This window comes from Rhodobacter sp. 24-YEA-8, assembly GCF_900105075.1.
Taxonomy (GTDB): Bacteria; Pseudomonadota; Alphaproteobacteria; order Rhodobacterales; family Rhodobacteraceae; genus Pseudogemmobacter.
This window is the reverse complement of the sequence record NZ_FNSK01000004.1, coordinates 23,282-39,472: the sequence shown is the minus strand read 5'-3', so window position 1 is coordinate 39,472 and position 16,191 is coordinate 23,282. Positions and strand designations below refer to the sequence as shown.

At 62.5% G+C, this 16,191-nt stretch carries 17 protein-coding genes; 12 read left to right on the top strand and 5 right to left on the bottom strand.

The window, feature by feature from the left end:
• Positions 1-15: 15 nt before the first annotated feature.
• Together BLW25_RS20560 and BLW25_RS20555 are read right to left on the bottom strand one after the other, a co-directional pair.
• On the bottom strand, positions 16-795 hold the full coding sequence (locus BLW25_RS20560; protein ID WP_092903667.1) for an SDR family oxidoreductase: 780 nt from the start codon (positions 793-795) through the stop codon (positions 16-18).
• Positions 795-1,115: a nuclear transport factor 2 family protein gene (locus BLW25_RS20555; RefSeq protein WP_092903665.1), complete on the bottom strand. Its 321-nt coding sequence runs from the start codon at positions 1,113-1,115 to the stop codon at positions 795-797. Before BLW25_RS20555 ends, BLW25_RS20560 begins: the two co-directional genes overlap by 1 nt.
• A gap of 95 nt (positions 1,116-1,210) precedes the next feature.
• Here BLW25_RS20555 and BLW25_RS20550 point away from each other — a divergent pair, with 95 nt between their 5' ends.
• From BLW25_RS20550 to BLW25_RS20485, 12 genes are all read left to right on the top strand, one after another.
• Complete coding sequence (locus BLW25_RS20550) at positions 1,211-2,128, top strand: LysR substrate-binding domain-containing protein (protein WP_092903663.1); 918 nt, start codon at positions 1,211-1,213, stop codon at positions 2,126-2,128.
• Positions 2,129-2,435: 307 nt separating this feature from the next.
• The gene (locus tag BLW25_RS20540; RefSeq protein ID WP_171909681.1) at positions 2,436-2,801 is read left to right on the top strand and encodes a GMC family oxidoreductase N-terminal domain-containing protein; all 366 of its coding nucleotides are present in this window, start codon (positions 2,436-2,438) and stop codon (positions 2,799-2,801) included.
• A complete protein-coding gene (locus BLW25_RS20535; RefSeq protein WP_092903658.1) occupies positions 2,737-3,183 on the top strand; it encodes a GMC oxidoreductase in 447 nt (148 codons plus the stop codon). The genes BLW25_RS20540 and BLW25_RS20535 overlap by 65 nt, the downstream gene beginning before the upstream one ends.
• 445 nt (positions 3,184-3,628) lie before the next feature.
• A complete protein-coding gene (locus BLW25_RS25415) occupies positions 3,629-3,865 on the top strand; it encodes a cupin domain-containing protein (RefSeq protein ID WP_092903656.1) in 237 nt (78 codons plus the stop codon).
• 120 nt (positions 3,866-3,985) lie between these two features.
• Entirely contained in the window at positions 3,986-4,972 is a 987-nt protein-coding gene (gene galE / locus BLW25_RS20525; RefSeq protein WP_092904016.1) for a UDP-glucose 4-epimerase GalE, read from the top strand.
• A gap of 653 nt (positions 4,973-5,625) precedes the next feature.
• Positions 5,626-6,987, top strand: a complete 1,362-nt coding sequence (locus tag BLW25_RS20515) for a malonyl-CoA decarboxylase (protein WP_092903652.1) — start codon at positions 5,626-5,628, stop codon at positions 6,985-6,987.
• A gap of 25 nt (positions 6,988-7,012) precedes the next feature.
• Entirely contained in the window at positions 7,013-8,584 is a 1,572-nt protein-coding gene (locus BLW25_RS20510) for a malonate--CoA ligase (RefSeq protein ID WP_092903650.1), read from the top strand.
• 2 nt (positions 8,585-8,586) lie between these two features.
• Positions 8,587-10,041, top strand: coding sequence for a M20 family metallopeptidase (locus BLW25_RS20505; protein ID WP_092903648.1), 1,455 nt, complete (start codon positions 8,587-8,589; stop codon positions 10,039-10,041).
• Positions 10,042-10,162: 121 nt separating this feature from the next.
• Positions 10,163-10,936 (top strand): ABC transporter ATP-binding protein, encoded by a 774-nt coding sequence (locus BLW25_RS20500; RefSeq protein ID WP_092903646.1) that lies wholly within the window; start codon positions 10,163-10,165, stop codon positions 10,934-10,936.
• 10 nt (positions 10,937-10,946) lie between these two features.
• Positions 10,947-11,672 (top strand): ABC transporter permease, encoded by a 726-nt coding sequence (locus tag BLW25_RS20495; protein ID WP_092903644.1) that lies wholly within the window; start codon positions 10,947-10,949, stop codon positions 11,670-11,672.
• Positions 11,669-12,472 (top strand): ABC transporter permease, encoded by an 804-nt coding sequence (locus BLW25_RS20490; protein ID WP_092903642.1) that lies wholly within the window; start codon positions 11,669-11,671, stop codon positions 12,470-12,472. Before BLW25_RS20495 ends, BLW25_RS20490 begins: the two co-directional genes overlap by 4 nt.
• A gap of 82 nt (positions 12,473-12,554) precedes the next feature.
• Positions 12,555-13,325: a transporter substrate-binding domain-containing protein gene (locus BLW25_RS20485; protein ID WP_171909680.1), complete on the top strand. Its 771-nt coding sequence runs from the start codon at positions 12,555-12,557 to the stop codon at positions 13,323-13,325.
• A gap of 316 nt (positions 13,326-13,641) precedes the next feature.
• Here the strand turns inward: BLW25_RS20485 and BLW25_RS20480 are convergent, their stop codons facing one another.
• The 3 genes from BLW25_RS20480 to BLW25_RS20470 all read right to left on the bottom strand — a co-directional run bounded on the left by BLW25_RS20480 (position 13,642) and on the right by BLW25_RS20470 (position 16,161).
• The gene (locus BLW25_RS20480; RefSeq protein ID WP_092903638.1) at positions 13,642-14,295 is read right to left on the bottom strand and encodes a 3-oxo-tetronate 4-phosphate decarboxylase; all 654 of its coding nucleotides are present in this window, start codon (positions 14,293-14,295) and stop codon (positions 13,642-13,644) included.
• A gap of 85 nt (positions 14,296-14,380) precedes the next feature.
• Positions 14,381-15,649, bottom strand: coding sequence for a TRAP transporter large permease (locus BLW25_RS20475; RefSeq protein ID WP_092903636.1), 1,269 nt, complete (start codon positions 15,647-15,649; stop codon positions 14,381-14,383).
• Positions 15,646-16,161: a TRAP transporter small permease gene (locus tag BLW25_RS20470; RefSeq protein WP_092903634.1), complete on the bottom strand. Its 516-nt coding sequence runs from the start codon at positions 16,159-16,161 to the stop codon at positions 15,646-15,648. The genes BLW25_RS20475 and BLW25_RS20470 overlap by 4 nt, the downstream gene beginning before the upstream one ends.
• Between the last annotated feature and the right edge of the window lie 30 nt (positions 16,162-16,191).

The following is a 16,191-nucleotide window of genomic DNA, read 5'->3' as shown; positions in this document are numbered from 1 at the left end:
CCTTATCTGCGCGGATCAGGCGGTTGGCACCGTGCCGCCGTCGATCACATATTCCGCCCCGGTGATGCAGGCGGCACGGTCAGAGGCGAGGAATGCGATCAGGTTGGCGATCTCGGCCGGGGTGGAGGGCCGGCCAAGCGGGATGCCGCCAAGCGCGGTCATAATCATCTGTTTGCCGCCCTCGACATCGGTGCCCGCTTCGGCCGCCAGTCGTTCGGCCAGCCGGGTCGAGGCTTCGGTCTCAATCCAGCCCGGGGCCACGCGCAGCACCCGCACGCCTTTCGGGGACACTTCTTTCGAGAGGCTCTTGCTATAGACCGACAAAGCAGCCTTGGCGCTTGCATAGGCTGTGGTGGCCTCGGGCAATGGCAGCGCGCGCTGAATCGAGGTGACATGGATCACCACGCCCGACCCCTGCGCCACCATTCCCGGCAGCAAGGCCCGGTCGAGCCGCACGGCGGGCATCAGGTTCAGATCAAGCGCGGACTGCCACTCAGCCTCGTCCAGCGCGGCAAAGCCGCCCGCCGGAGCGGAGGAACCTCCGAGCATATGGATGATGATATCCACGCCGCCCATCCGGTTCTGCACAGCATCGGCGACTGTCTCGCAGCCTTTCGGCGTGGTCAGGTCTGCGGCGACGAACATCTCGTCCGGCAGATCGCCTTTCTGGCTGCGGGCGGTGGTCAGCACTGTCGCCCCAAGCTCCCGGAACAGCGCGACCGTGGCCGCACCGGCCCCCTGGGTGCCACCGGTGATCAGGGCGCGCTTGCCCTGCAACGTCAGAAACCCGCCCATCAGCCGATCCTCAGATCGCTGATCTGATCGCCCGTCAGCCCGAAGGTGAAGGTCAGAACCGCCGGGCTGCCCGGAAAATCGCCGGTCACGCGCGCGCGAACCGTCGCCTTGCCATCGGCTTCGCTCAGCTCAAGCGGCGCGGCGCTTTGGCGGTATTTCGCATGGGCGGCCAGCCACCAGGCGCGGATCGCCTTTGGGCCGCAGTGGATATGCCCTTCATCATGGACAATGGCATCCGGCGCGAAACTTGCCGCCAAAGCGTCGCCGTCCTGGGGGGCCTGCGCCGTGAAGTAGGTGTGGATCGGGGCGGGAAGGTTCATCACATGCTCCTGTCTGGTCTGGCAGCAATATAGGCCTCGACGGATCTGCGGATAATCGGGATAAACTGGCATCTTATGATGACAGGATCGGGCTAATGGCGGAGATCGGGCTGAACGGGCTGGAAGCGGTTCTGGCTATCGCGCGGCGCGGATCGTTTCGCGCAGCGGCGCTGGATCTGGGGATATCGACCACCGCGCTGTCGCATATGATCGGGCGGCTGGAGGCTGGCCTCGGCGTGCGGCTATTCAACCGGACCACCCGCAGCGTCTCGCTCAGCGATGCCGGGCGGGCTTTTGTGGCGCGCGTCACACCTGCTCTGGCCGAAATCCGCGCCGCGATGGATGGCGCGCGGTCGCAAAGCGAGACACCTTCCGGCCTTTTGCGGATCAATGCCTCGGTGCAGGCCGGGCGGGCGGTCGCGCCGCTCGTCCTGGCCTTTCTGCGCCGCTACCCTGAGATGCAGATCGATCTGGTGACCGAGGGGCGGCTGGTCGATATTGTCGCCGAGGGCTTTGATCTGGGTCTGCGCCCCGCCGATCTGGTGCCGCGCGACATGATCGCGCTGCCGCTCGGCGCGCCGCTGCGCCATGCCGTGGTGGCCTCACCCGGCTGGCTGGCCCATCATCCGGCTCCGAAATCTCCCGCCGATCTGGCGCCACAGCACTGCATCCGCATCCGCCTTCCAAATGGCGCGCTGCTGCGCTGGCCATTTGAAAAGGAGGGCGTGCAGGTGCTGTTCGAGGCCAAAGGCCGCCTGACGCTGGATGAGGGCGCCATCGCCCGCGCGGCCGCGCTGGAGGGCGCCGGGATCGGCTATTTCTTTGAAGAGGACGTGGCCGAAGACCTCGCCGCAGGCCGCCTGATCCGCCTGCTGACGGAATGGACGCCCGCGCGCCCCGGCTTCAGCCTCTACTATCCCGGCCGCCGCAACCCTTCGGCGGGGTTCACAGCATTCCTGAGCATGGTGCGGGAGTGGGCCGCAACCCCTGATATACACGGCGGAATTGCATAGTCGCGGCCCATGGCCATGGGGCTCCTTGGAACGATCAGCTCAGCACTGCGGAAACGCCGCAATCATGACCCGGGTTGCAGTTATGGCGAGTGCCAGAAAACGATCCGTCTGATCGTTTCTCCAAGGACCGATATGGTGCTGAAGGCCCTGAGCGGCGCGCGCGACATCACCTTGCAGCGGCAGTGGGGGTATATCAGCGCCATCGCAGATGGCGATGTCGCGCGCCTGATCGAAGTGACGGTGGGCCATATCAGCCCGGCCGTTGATGTTTACAGACGGCTTTACGGGCCGTTCTGTGGAGGACAATATGTCTCTGGGAGGAGAAATCTCCGATTACATCGTGGTCGGGGCAAGGTCTGCTGGAGCCGTGGTCGTCGCCCGGATGACCGAGGATCCCTCGATCCGGGTTGCCCTGGTCGAGGCCGGGGGAGAAGACCGCAATCCGTGGATCCATATCCCCTGGGCGATGGGCAAGCTGTTTCAGGCCCAGGGTGTTAACTGGATGTATTCGGGTGTGCCGGAACCCGGCCTGAGCGATCGCGTCATCTACCATCCCCGTGGCAAGCTTCGTCGATGCAGCAAAGCGGATACTGGATCATCAGCCTGCTATGACGATCGGCGTCACCGAGTTGCGCCCGGAAAGCGTTGGCTCCAGTCATATCCGTTCCGCTGATCCATATGCGCAGCCGGCAATCGCTCTAAACTACCTCTCTTCACCGGCCAATCTGATCGTCATGCGCCGCGGCATGCAGATCGCGCGTGACATCGTCGGACAAAAAGCGCTGGTGCCCTCTGTCGCGCATGAAATGAGCCCGGGCCCGGATTGCGCAAATGAGGCCGATCGGGACGAGTTCACCCGCCGGAACGACCAGACCATCTATCACAATGCCGGTACGGCAAAGATGGGCACCGACCCGATGGCTGTGGTTGACTCGTCTCTGAAGCTGCACGGTCTGGCAGGGCTGCGAATTGCCGACGCATCTGTGATGCCGACAGTGGTTGCCGGAAACACCCAGGCGGCCGTTTTCATGATTGCGGAAAAGCCGCCGATCTGATCCTTGGAGCTGCCCGCTGACTTTGATCCGGACATATGTGCTTATGGGGCACAGGACACACGCTTTTATGGTGTGGCTGCATAGAGTTCCTCAGGTGTTTGTTTCACGGTTCGATAGGCTGGTTCGCTTCATGGAGTGGAAGGCAGAACAGCCCCGGGTGTCCCGGACGCCTTCGCGCCTCGGGGGTTGGTCTGATCTGGGCGGCCAGGGCGCGGTATGTCAGAAAAGCGGGCCTGATGTGCGTGTTAATGTCGCCCGGGCCCATGCTGGCCATCGATTGCGATGGCAATCTCCCGCTCTCGAAATCCGACCGGGTGAAACCGATGGGGATCGGCCGACCGACAACTCTGCGATTGCGACCATTGATGCACTGCCGCTGGCGCACAGATCCGAGGCCAACGGGTGAAAGCGGTCTTCATGGCCCTGAAGGCCCGCGGCGCGGGCCATGCAATTCCCGACCGGGCACCACCCTCGGGGCATATTCCAAAGCCCGGTCACCGAGTCGTGCCTTCAGGTCAAGTGCACCGTCGTGAGGCCGGGCGCTGTCCTGTCACTTCAATCGTCCGCACACCGCGCTGTGCATCGGATTGTGGTCCGGGGCTCGGCCAGAGGGCAAAGGGCTGATATCGGTCTGATTTTACCCGAAGCGCTGGCCCGACGCTACCGGGCCGCATACTCGTGACAGGCAGTCTGGCCCTGAATGGACCAGCCTCGCATATCTGCTCCGCTTCCGGTCCGGACTTTCTGGCTTTTGCGTCCTCTGCGCGCTAGGCATCGGGCGGATAAGTTTCGCAAAGGACATCTGATGGACCGCGTTCTTGTGACGGGTGGTGCCGGGTATATCGGGTCGCATGCCTGTAAGGCGCTGGCACGGGCCGGGTTTTTGCCGGTGGCTTTCGACAATCTCTCGACCGGCTGGGCCGAGGCAGTAAAGTTCGGGCCGCTGGCCAGGGGGGATCTCCTGGACCGCGCCTCGATCGATGCGGCGCTGGCCGAACACCGGCCGGTTGCGGTGATGCATTTCGCGGCGCTGTCACTGGTGGGCGAGTCGATGAAGGATCCCGGCAAATACTGGCGGGTGAATATCGAGGGCGCGCTGAACCTGATCGAGGCAACGGTTGCGGCCGGGATCGGCAATTTCGTCTTCTCCTCGACCTGCGCCACTTATGGCGATCAGGATGGGGTGGTGTTGACCGAGACCACGCCGCAATATCCGATCAATGCCTATGGCGGCTCGAAAAAAGCCATCGAGAATATGCTTGGCGATTTCGCGGCGGCCTATCCCCTGAACCATGTGATTTTCCGCTATTTCAACGTGGCGGGTGCCGATCCCGAGGGGCAGCTGGGCGAACAGCACCAGCCCGAGACGCATCTGATCCCGCTGATGCTGGAGGCGGTGGCGGGCAAGCGTCCTGCGCTGACCGTCTTCGGCTCCGATTACGCCACCCGCGACGGCACCTGCGTGCGCGACTATGTCCATGTCTCGGATCTGGTCGATGCCCATGTGCTGGGGCTGAAATGGCTTCTGGACGGCAAGGGCACCCGGGCGTTCAACCTGGGCACGGGCAAAGGTTTTTCCGTGCGCGAGGTGATCGATGCCGCCCGCACCGTCACCAACAGGGAGGTGCCGATCATCCAGGGCGAGCGCCGCCCGGGCGACGCGGTGGCGCTGGTCTCGGGCTCGGCCAGGGCAGTTCAGGAACTGGGCTGGGAGCCGAAACGCTCCACCCTGCGGCAGATGATCGGTGATGCCTGGACCTGGGCGCAGCAGCCGGAATACCGGGAATAGGAGGGGCGCTGCCCCGTCCCTGTCCCGGGCTATCCGGGGCAGGCGCAGGATCCGCGAAAGGCCCTGGTCGAATGCGGCGCGGTGATGGAGAGCGGCAGCCATATCCAGGCTGACCGGAACGGGCTGAAAGTCCACAACACCACCTGCAAGATCCCAGGGCGGATGAGACCGCGATCCAGGCAGCGCCTGGCTCGCCTGGTGCCGGGCTGGATGCGCCCTTGAGCGCTGAATCTGCCACGCTGCCGGGTTTCCATGCCTGTTATTTCGATGGTCTGGGCTCTGACGTGCTGAGGGGGCAGGTCGGAGTTTATTGCCATTGCTCCGCCTGGCTCGATCTCCTGATCGGGTGTGGGGTGATCCTCGGGCCAATACCACCGAACTCTGCCGGGCCGACAGTTACAGGCTTTTCGGTACCAGGGCGGTCGATGCCCATTCCGGCAACAAAGCGCAGGAACGGGGGCAGAGGGAACCTTCGGTGCCATCGCCTCAACCGATGGCGACGCCAACTGCCTTTTCTTTCAGCAGTCGTTAATCGATGCGTCAGATTGTTATATACAACGTATGTTGCAATGAATATATCATGAGTGTGATCCCGGGTCTCAGCCGGCTTCGGGGTCTGAACTTTACCGGCGCGTCAAACCGGAAACCATGTCATGTCCAGAACCGGATCTGCTTCATCCCGTCCCTCGCTGCTGGGCGATCTGTTTGAGAGCCTGAGCGAACGTGGCCGGCGCTTTATGGGCTGGCGCGCAGGGGCGCGGCGCGGCAGGCTGCCGCCGCCAGATCTTGCCGAACTGGGCGTGGGCCTCCTGTCGCGGCGCGGGGAGGCCTCGGGCGTGGTGATTGCGCGTGCCCTGCTGGCGGCTTTTGAGGATGCGGGCCCTGAGGAGCGGCTGGCCTTCCTTCGGGCATTGGCCGATGATTTCGGTCCCGACCCGAAGGCGGTGCAGGTCGCGCTGGCCGCCCTGCAACAGGCTCCCGACGCGGCCGGGCCGATGGAGGCGCTGCACAGCGCCTCCGAGCCGCGCCGCCAGGAATTGCTGCGGCGCCTGAACCTTGCGCCGGGCGGCACTGCGGCGCTGGTCAGAATGCGCGAGGAGCTCATCGGTCATCTGCGCGACCAGCCGGAGCTGCGGCGGGTCGACCAGGATTTCGCGCATCTCTTCGGGTCCTGGTTCAACCGGGGCTTCCTCGGCCTGCGCCGTATCGACTGGAACACCCCGGCCAGCATTCTGGAAAAGATCATCCGCTACGAGGCCGTACATGCGATCCGCAACTGGGACGATCTGCGCAACCGCCTGCAGCCAGGCGACCGGCGCTGTTATGGCTTCTTTCACCCGCAGCTGACCGATGAGCCGCTGATTTTCGTCGAGGTCGCGCTGACCCGCGCCAGTCCCGACAATGTGGCAGAGCTGCTGGACCTCACGCGCCGGCCGATCCGCGCGGAAGAGGCCGATACGGCGGTTTTCTATTCCATTTCCAACACCCAGAAAGGGCTGGCGGGGGTTTCCTTCGGCAATTTCCTGATCAAACAGGTGGTCGAGGAACTGAAGGCCGAATGCCCTAATATCAGGACATTCGTCACCCTGTCGCCGGTGCCGGGCTTTGCCGCCTGGCTGGATGCGCAGCGCAGGGACGAGGCCTCCGACCTGATCCGCCCGGAACAACGCCTCGCTTTTGCTGCGCTTGACCGGCCCGGCTGGCATGAGAATGGCGCCGATATCCGCGCTCCGCTGCTGGCCGCTGCCGCCACCTATTTCCTCAGCGCCCGCGACAAGGCGGGGCGTGTTATCGATCCGGTGGCGCGCTTCCATCTGGGCAACGGCGCCCGGCTGGAGCGGCTGAACTTTCTGGGCGATGTCTCAGAGAATGGGTTGAAACAGTCGCATGGGCTGATGGTCAATTATCTCTACGACCTCAGCCAGATCGAAGTGAATCATGAGGCCTTTGCCGAGCGTGGTGACATCGTCGCCTCAGACGCCGTGACCACTGCGAAGCCCGCCCCCCGCCCCTGACAGCCCGCCTTTGCAGGAATATGCCATGTCCGCCAATCTTTTCGACATTCTGACCCGCTCTATCACCGATCCCGGGGCGACCGCCATCGAAACCCCGAGTGGCGAGCGGATCAGCTATACCGAACTGACCCGGCGCAGCGGGAAAATGGCGCATGCGCTGACCGGGCTTGGTGTCGCCCCTGGCGACCGGGTGGCGGTGCAGGTGGAAAAATCGGTTGAGGCGATCATCCTCTACCTTGCCACGCTGCGGGCGGGCGCGGTCTTCCTGCCGCTGAATACCGGCTATACCCCGGCCGAGATCGCCTATTTCATCGGCGATGCAGAGCCCGCGCTTTTTGTCTGCGATCCGGCCCGCGCCGGCGATCTTGCGGCGATTTCCGACGCAGCGGGGGCGCGGATGGTGACGCTGGATGCAAAAGGTCAGGGCAGCCTGACCGAAGCAGCAGCGGCAGCGCCCGATGATTTCGCCACCCTGCCGCGCGAGGCGGATGATCTGGCGGCCCTTCTTTACACCTCGGGCACGACGGGGCGGTCCAAAGGGGCGATGCTGACCCATGGCAACCTGATCTCGAACGCGCTGAGCCTGCGCGAGGCATGGCGCTTTACGGCAGGTGATCTGTTGATCCATGCGCTGCCGATCTTTCATACCCATGGCTTGTTCGTCGCGACCAATGTGACGCTCTTCTCGGGCGCTTCGATGATCCTGCTGCCGAAATTTGACCCCGGCTCTATCCTTGGCCTGATGGGCCGCGCCACGGTGCTGATGGGGGTGCCCACTTTTTATACAAGGCTGCTGGACGAGGCGGGGCTGAACACGGCAACCACCGCCAATATGCGCCTCTTCATCTCCGGCTCGGCGCCGCTGCTGGCGGAAACCCATCGCGAATGGCGCGCCCGCACCGGCCATGCCATCCTGGAACGCTATGGCATGACTGAAACCAATATGAACACTTCCAACCCCTATGCCGGAGACCGGGTGGCAGGCACAGTCGGACTGCCACTGCCGGGGACCGAGGTGATCGTGACCGATCCGGAGACCGGCGCGGAACTGGCGCAGGGCGAGATCGGCATGATCGAGGTGCGTGGCGCCAATGTCTTCAGGGGCTATTGGCGGATGCCGGACAAAACCGCCGCAGAGTTGCGCGCCAATGGCTTCTTCATCACGGGCGACCTCGGCCGCATCGATGACAGGGGCTACGTCCATATCGTCGGTCGCGGCAAGGACCTGATCATCACCGGCGGCTACAACGTCTACCCCAAAGAAGTGGAAGCCGTGATCGACGAGATCCCCGGGGTGCTGGAATCCGCCGTGATCGGCGTGCCGCATCCGGATTTTGGCGAGGCCGTGACGGCAATCGTGGTGCCCACCGGCACTCCGGCCCTGACCGAGAGCGCGGTCATCGCCGCGCTGGCAACGCAGCTCGCACGCTTCAAACAGCCCAAACGGGTTGTCTTCGTTGCAGAGCTGCCGCGCAACACAATGGGAAAGGTGCAAAAGAACCTGATGCGAGAGCAATATTCGTGGGCGGCCGCATCCGACCTGAACGGATCCCACGCCTCCGGGCAAACCCAGAGCCAAACTGATGAGGCGCCATGACAATGCCCACCCGTAACGCCGCTTTGCGCAAAGCCGCCGCATGTTTCGACAACGGGGCTTTTCTCGCGGATCTTGCCGCCCTTGTCTCGCGCCCCAGCGAAAGCCAGAATCCCGGGGCCGGACCCGAGCTGCTGGCCTATCTGACCAAAGATCTGCTGCCGAGACTGCAGGCGCCAGGCTTTGACGCTGTCCTTCACGAGAACCCCGAACGAGGCGGTCCGCCTTTTCTGCTGGCCAGTCGCATCGAAGATCCGGGCCTGCCGACAGTCCTGATCTATGGCCATGGGGATGTCGTTCATGGCCAGGCCGAAGACTGGCGTGAGGGGCTCGCTCCCTTCCGGTTGCAGCAGGAAGGTGACCGGATCTATGGCCGGGGAACGGCAGATAACAAGGGCCAGCATCTGGTCAATCTGACCGCGCTTCAGCAGGTGATCGCAGAGCGCGGAAGGCTGGGCTTCAACGCGAAACTCCTGATCGAGATGGGGGAAGAGGCGGGGTCCCCGGGGTTGCAGGAGTTTTGCCGCAGCAGGGCCGCGCTTCTGGAGGCCGATGTGCTGATCGCCTCGGACGGACCGCGTATCGATCCCGCCAGGCCGATGATTTTCACCGGATCGCGCAGTTCTCTGACCTTCCGGCTGAGCGTGGATTTGCGCGAAGGCGCGCATCATTCGGGTAATTTCGGCGGGTTGATTGCAGATCCTGCGGTCATTCTGGCCCATGCTCTGGCCGTGATTACAGACCAGCGGGGCCAGATCCAGGTGCCGGAATGGCGTCCCGACACGCTGACCCCGCGCATTCGCGAAGTGCTGGCGGCGCTGCCCGTGCCGGAGGCCGGGTTTGCCCTCGACCCCGACTGGGGAGAGGAAAGCCTGAGCCAGACAGAGCGGGTCTTTGGCTGGAACAGTTTTGCGGTGCTGGCGATGAAGGCGGGGCGGCCCGAAGCGCCGGTGAATGCCATCGCAGGTCACGCCCATGCCACCTGTCAGCTGCGCTATGTGGTCGGGACCGATCCGCAGGAAATCCTTCCGGCCCTGCGCCGCTATCTGGATCAGGCGGGCTTCGGGATGGTGCAGATCACCATGACAGACACCGGCTACTTCCCCGCAACCCGGCTTGACCCCGATCACCCCTGGGTGCGGTTTGCGGCGGGTTCGCTGGAGGAAAGCACCGGCCTGGAGCCGCATCTCCTGCCCAACCTGGGCGGCTCCCTGCCGAATGATTGCTTTGCCGATATTCTGGGTCTGCCGACGATCTGGATCCCGCACAGTTATGCGGGCTGCAACCAGCACGCACCGGATGAACATGCTCTGATGTCAGTGCTGCGTCAGGGGCTGATCGGGATGACGGGTCTTTTCTGGGATATCGGTACGCCCGGACTGGCCCCTCCGCCGAAGAACAGCGCGCCCCGCAAAAGCGCCTGTGCCGGCCAGCCTTCCCCGCCGGAACGGGCCGCCTAATGAGGCCGGAGATCCGCACCGGGTCTCATCTCTTTCCCGACCCGGCTGCGGGCCGGGCCAGGATGTATTTTCGCGTGCAGGCTTTGAAACAACCGAAGACCACCACAGGAGAGGCGAGTTAATGGCGGAAAGAAAGGTGGCGGTTCAGCTGACAGGGCTGCGCAAGCGTTTTGACGACCTGGAGGTGCTGAAAGGGGTTTCGCTCACGGCCCGATCCGGTGACGTGATTGCAATCATCGGCGGCTCGGGTTCGGGCAAGTCGACCATGTTGCGCTGCATCAACTTTCTTGAAACCCCGACAGCGGGCGAAGTGCGGCTGCATGGTGAGCTGGTTGAAACCAGGTCTGACGGAAAAGGCGGCCTTCGCGCAGCAAACCCGGCGCAGCTCAACCGTTTGCGGGCGCGGCTCGGGATGGTGTTCCAGGCCTTCAACCTCTGGCCGCATCGCACCGTGCTGGAAAATGTGATCGAGGCGCCGGTCCAGGTGCTGGGCCAGCCCCGTGATGCGGCGATTGCCAATGCCGAAAGGCTGCTCGACCGCGTCGGATTGCTGGCCAAGCGTGACACCTTTCCCGAGATGCTCTCGGGCGGGCAAAAGCAACGCGCCGCGATTGCCCGCGCCCTGGCGGTTGACCCGCATGCCATGTTATTTGACGAGCCGACCTCTGCCCTGGATCCGGAACTGGTGGGCGAGGTGCTCTCGGTCATTGCCGACCTGGCACGCGAAGGCCGGACCATGATCCTGGTGACCCATGAGATGCAGTTTGCCCGCAACGTTGCCAGTGAAATCATCTTCCTGCGCAATGGGGTGATCGAAGAACAGGGCCGCCCGGCGGAGGTTTTCGACGCGCCGAAATCCGAAGCTCTGCGCGCCTTCCTCGCACCGAAATACTGAGGCGGGGCTGATGGATCTTCTGAATATCACTGACTGGAGCCTTCTCGCCTGGGAGTCACCCGGCTGGGGCGGCGCGCTGCTCTGGGGTGCGGTCACAACCGTGCAGATCGCCCTGGGCGGCTATCTGCTGGGCCAGATGATCGGTATTGGCGGCGCAATGGGCAAGGTTTACGGGCCGCCCTGGCTGAAAGAACTGCTGGCCATCTACACAACTCTGATCCGGGCCGTGCCGGAGCTGATCCTGATCCTGATCCTCTTTTATGCGGGTACGGCGGGTCTGAACGCCCTGGCTGGCCATTTTGGCCTTGGCCCGATCAACGTCAATGGCGCCATGGCGGGGGTGATGGTGATCGCAACCGTGCAGGGGGCCTATAGCACCGAGGTGATCCGGGGAGCGATCCAGGCCATTCCGACGGGCTGTCACGAGGCCGCCTCAGCCTATGGGATGGCGAAATGGACGGCCTTCCGTCGCGTGACGCTGCCGCTTCTGGTGCCACGTGCCCTGCCAGGCCTTTCAAACCTCTGGGTCATTGCCACCAAAGAGACTGCGCTCCTGTCGGTGGTCGGCTTTTCGGAACTTGCTCTGGTGGCCAAACAGGCGGCGGGCAGCACCAAACATTACATGACCTTCTTTCTTGCGGCCTCAGCCCTTTACCTGGCGATCACGCTGATTTCGCGGGTCGTCTTCAATCAGCTTGAGGCGCGCTACAGCCGCGGCACGGTGAAACACAGATGAGCGAGCTTGCCTTTTCTTCCAGGCGCGGGTTGCGCGCCGCTTTGCCCCTCTACCGCGTCATCTATATCGCCATCGGGCTGGCCATTCTTTACGCGATTGTGACGGGGCTACAGTGGGACTGGTTGCCCCAGTATCTGCCAAAGTTCTGGCACGGTTTTAAAATCACCATCGCGATCTGGGCCGCATCGGTTGTGTTCGGCTTCCTGCTGGCGCTGCCACTGGGGTTGGCGCAGGTGGTCTCACGCGGGCCGCTGCGCTGGTTCTCTGTCGCCTATTGCACGACGTTCCGGGGGACGCCGCTTCTGATGCAGCTCTGGCTGTTCTATTTCGGTGTCGGCGCGATGATCACCCAGATGCCGGGCATCCGCGAAACCATTTTCTGGCCCCATGTGCGCGAGGCCTGGCCTTTCGCGGTTCTGGCCCTGTCGCTGAACTACGCCGCCTATGCGGGCGAAATCATGCGCGGTGCTTTCGCCGGAGTCGGCCGCGGTGAAATCGAGGCGGGCCAGGCCTTCGGCATGTCAAAGGGCAGGATCTTCCGCCGGATCTGGCTGCCGCTCGCCCTGCGCCAGGCCCTGCCGACTCTCGCGGGCGAGACGGTTTTGCAGCTGAAGACAATTCCCCTGATCGCCACCGTCACAGTGCCCGAGATGTACGCGATCGTGGTGCAGGCGCGCCATGACACTTTGCTGACCTATGAACCTTTGCTGTTCATCGCCGGCATCTATCTGGTTCTGACCTTCCTGATCGTTCAGGCGCTCGGCATCGTTGAGAGGCGTTTCAACCTGGCGAAAAGGTGAGCGAGAGCTTGTTCCCTTGCGCAATCGCAGGGGCTCAAACGGTTTTAACAAGAAACAACTGACCAACATGGAGAAGACACCAATGAAAAAAACAGCACTTGCCCTTGCCGCGATGCTGGCCTTCGCGGCGCCGGCTATGGCCCAGCAGCTGAAAGTCGGGATGGATTCCGCCCCCTATAAACCCATGAGCTGGCAGGAGGCGGACGGCTCCTTTCATGGGTTTGAGGTTGATCTGGTAACAGCGGTCTGTGCCGCTGCTGAAATGGATTGCGTCATCGAGACAGTGGCCTGGAATGGCATCATTCCCGCGCTGGAAACCAAAAAGATCGATATGATCATCGCCTCGATGAGCATCACGCCGAAACGGCTGGAAGTGGTTGATTTCTCAGACCCCTATTATTCTTCCAACGCGATCTATATCGGCCAGAAGGATATGAAGTTTGATCCGAATGATGCCGATATCATGAAAAGCACTCTGCTGGGCGTGCAGACCGGCAGCGCGCATGAGGAATATCTGAACCGCAAATTTGATGGCCAGGCCGAGATCAAGGTCTATCAGGCGCAGGATGAATTGCTGGCCGATCTGGTCGCCGGGCGTGTTGATGTCGTCCTTGCGGGCCGGATGGGCTCGCTCGCTTTCCTTGGTTCAGCGGAAGGGGCGGAATTCAAAGCTCTCGCGGTGGTTGAAGATGAGACCTATCCGCCGCTGAGCATTGGGGCTGCCTTCCGCAAAGGCGACGCGAATATCGAAAAATTCAACACCGGCCTGAAAGCCATTCTCGACAATGGCACCTATGATGAGATTGCCGACCGATATTTCGATTTCGACATCTACGGCAAACCGCGCGGCTGAGCGACGGATGCAGGACAGAAAGGCAAAAGGCTCGCAGAAATGCGGGCCTTTTTCATGGTTGTCTTGCTCCACTCACAGCGCCTGTGATCGGGTTGAAGGCAACCAGCCTGGACACTTTCACCAGCCTGGCCGAGAGCCCCCGACAGTCAAAGAGAGACCCGCGTAGAGGTTCGGTACAGGCCGCAACGGGGGTGTGGCCGGTCAAAAGGATCTGTTACCCTCCTGGAACCTCACCAATACTCGCTGTTCCAGTTGACGATACGGCGCCCGAGACGTGATCTGCACGGGCGATAGGCGTATGGTCGGGAAGGGGGCCTTAGCGGCCTTCCCGCCGTCTTATGGCAGGGGTCAGTTCAGAGATTTCGTCTTCGCTCAGGTAGCGAATCTGATGGCCCTGGAGGATGAAATGCAGCCGGGCGGTTTCTTCCAGCTCTTCAGCATTGTTCACCGCGTCCTCGATATCCTTGCCCAGAACCACGACCCCATGCGAGGCCAGAAGGAAAGCGTTGACGGGATGCGCCTTCGCTGCAGCCTCAAGATCGCGCGCGATCTCCGGTGCGCCGGGACGGTAATAGGGGATCACCGGCATGTAACCGACCCGCATCACGTAATAGGGGGTGAAGGGCCGCAGTGCATTATCCTGTGGCAGGTTCTCAAGACAGGAGAGCGCGGTCAGCCATGTAGAATGCAAATGGACGATGGCGCCGGCATCGGGGCGGCAGTCGAACAGCGCCTTGTGGAAGGCAAATTCTTTTGAGGGTTTCGGCCCCTCTAACACCCCGCCATCAGGCCCGATCTCGGCCAGATCTGCGGGTGACAGCCGCCCGAGGCTGCCGCCGGTCGGCGTGACCAGAAAGCCGCCACCCTCTGTCCGCACCGAGACATTGCCAGCGCCGCCAACCGAATAGCCCCGGTCAAACAGGCTGCGGCTGAGGGTGCACAGTTTTTCGGCGTTCAGGTTGCGGCTCATGGCACGGGCTCCGTTTTATCAGGTCATTTCAGTAAGCAAGGGGAGCGGAACCAGATCCGCCCCCCGACTTCCCCGGCAGCAGGGATTACTTTGAGATCGCCCAGCTGGTGAAGCCAGGCACATAGGTGACCAGCATCAGCACGAAGAGCATGATCCCCCAGAAGGGCAGCATGGCCCGCGTCAACCGCATGATCGACACGCCCGAGATAGAACTCGCAAGGTAAAGCGCGGTGCCGACAGGTGGTGTCAAAAGACCGATGGTCAGGTTGATCACCATGATCAGGCCAAACTGCACCGGATCAACGCCGATGGAATTGGCGACAGGCGCCAGGATCGGCGTCATCAGCAGGATGGCCGGACCGCTGTCGACAAACATGCCAATGATCAGCAGCATGATATTGATCAGCAGGAGCAGCAGGATCGGATTGTCGGTCAGGCTGAGGATCGCCGCTGCAATCGCCTGCGGCAACTGCGCATTTGTCAGAAGCCAGCCGAAAAGCGAGGTCGCCGCAATGATCGCCGCCACCACGGCAGTGCCGATGGCTGCTTCGATACATATCTGCGGGATCTTCGAGATGGTGATTTCCTTATAGACGAACATGCCGACGACAAAGGCATAGACCGCCACCACCGCGCCGCCCTCGGTCGGGGTGAAGATCCCCATCCGGATCCCGCCGATGATGATGACCGGCATCAGAAGCGACCAGCTTGCATCCTTGAAGCGACGCCATTTCTCCGCATTGCTGACACCGCCTTCCCGGGGAAGGCCTTTCATGCGGGCATAGACATAGGCGTAGAGCGAGAAGCCGATGCCGATCATCAGGCCAGGTGCAATGGCGGCCAGGAACATATCGCCGATCGAGGCCTGGGCCGAGACACCATAGATGATGATAGCGATCGAGGGCGGCAGGATCAGGGCAAGGCTGCCTGAACAGGCGACCAGCGCTGCCGAAAAACCGGCATCATATTTACGCTTCTTCATCTCGGGTATCATGACCGAGCCAAGCGCCGCCACATCGGCCACGCCTGAACCGGACACGCCGCCCATCACGACACCACTGGCCGAGACGACCTGCGCCAGGCTGCCGCGGATATTTCCGAAGATCGAGAGTGCAAAGCTGATGATCCGTGTGGTGATGCCGCCATGGCCCATCAGGGCACCGGCCAGCATGAACAGCGGGATCGCCATCAGTGGGAAGGAATCGACCGAGGTGAACAGGCGCTGACCGAACACCGCCATCGGGAAACCATTATACCAGATCGCCACCAGAGAGGCGATGGCGATGCCGAAGGCGACCGGCAGGCCGATGGCCAGAAACAGCCCGAAGCCACCGAAAAGGATAAGCGAGATCATTTATGTGCCTCTCCGACAAGGGTTTCGATAACGCTTGCCTGCGCGGGTGCAGTGCCGGTGGCGTGAAGCCAGGCCTGCCGCAGCGCGAAATAGCAAAGGGCAACCCCGCTGAAGGGGATCACGACATAGACGAGATACATGGGCAACCCAAGCGCCGCACTGCGCTGGTTCAGGCCGAATTTAATCAGCGAGAGACCACCGATAACCAGTGCTGCGCCAGCAACCGCGACCAGAAGCGCATTGAATACCGTCAGGGCTTTTGAGGGCCTTGCGGGCAGCAGGCCAACCAGAAAATCAAGCGCGACATGCGCGCGCGACTGGAAGGCCGCAGCCATGCCAAGGAAGGTAATCCACACGAAGATATAGCGGCCCACTTCCTCGGACCAGCTGAGGGAATTCGCCAGCGCATAGCGGGCGACCACCTGCGAGAAGGTCACCACCATCATGGTGAAGATCAGGGCCGCAATCGCCCAGAGCAGGAATTTATGCAGAAATCGGTCAAGCTTTTCCAAGCTGGTTCTCCTTCGCGCAGATCATGTCCG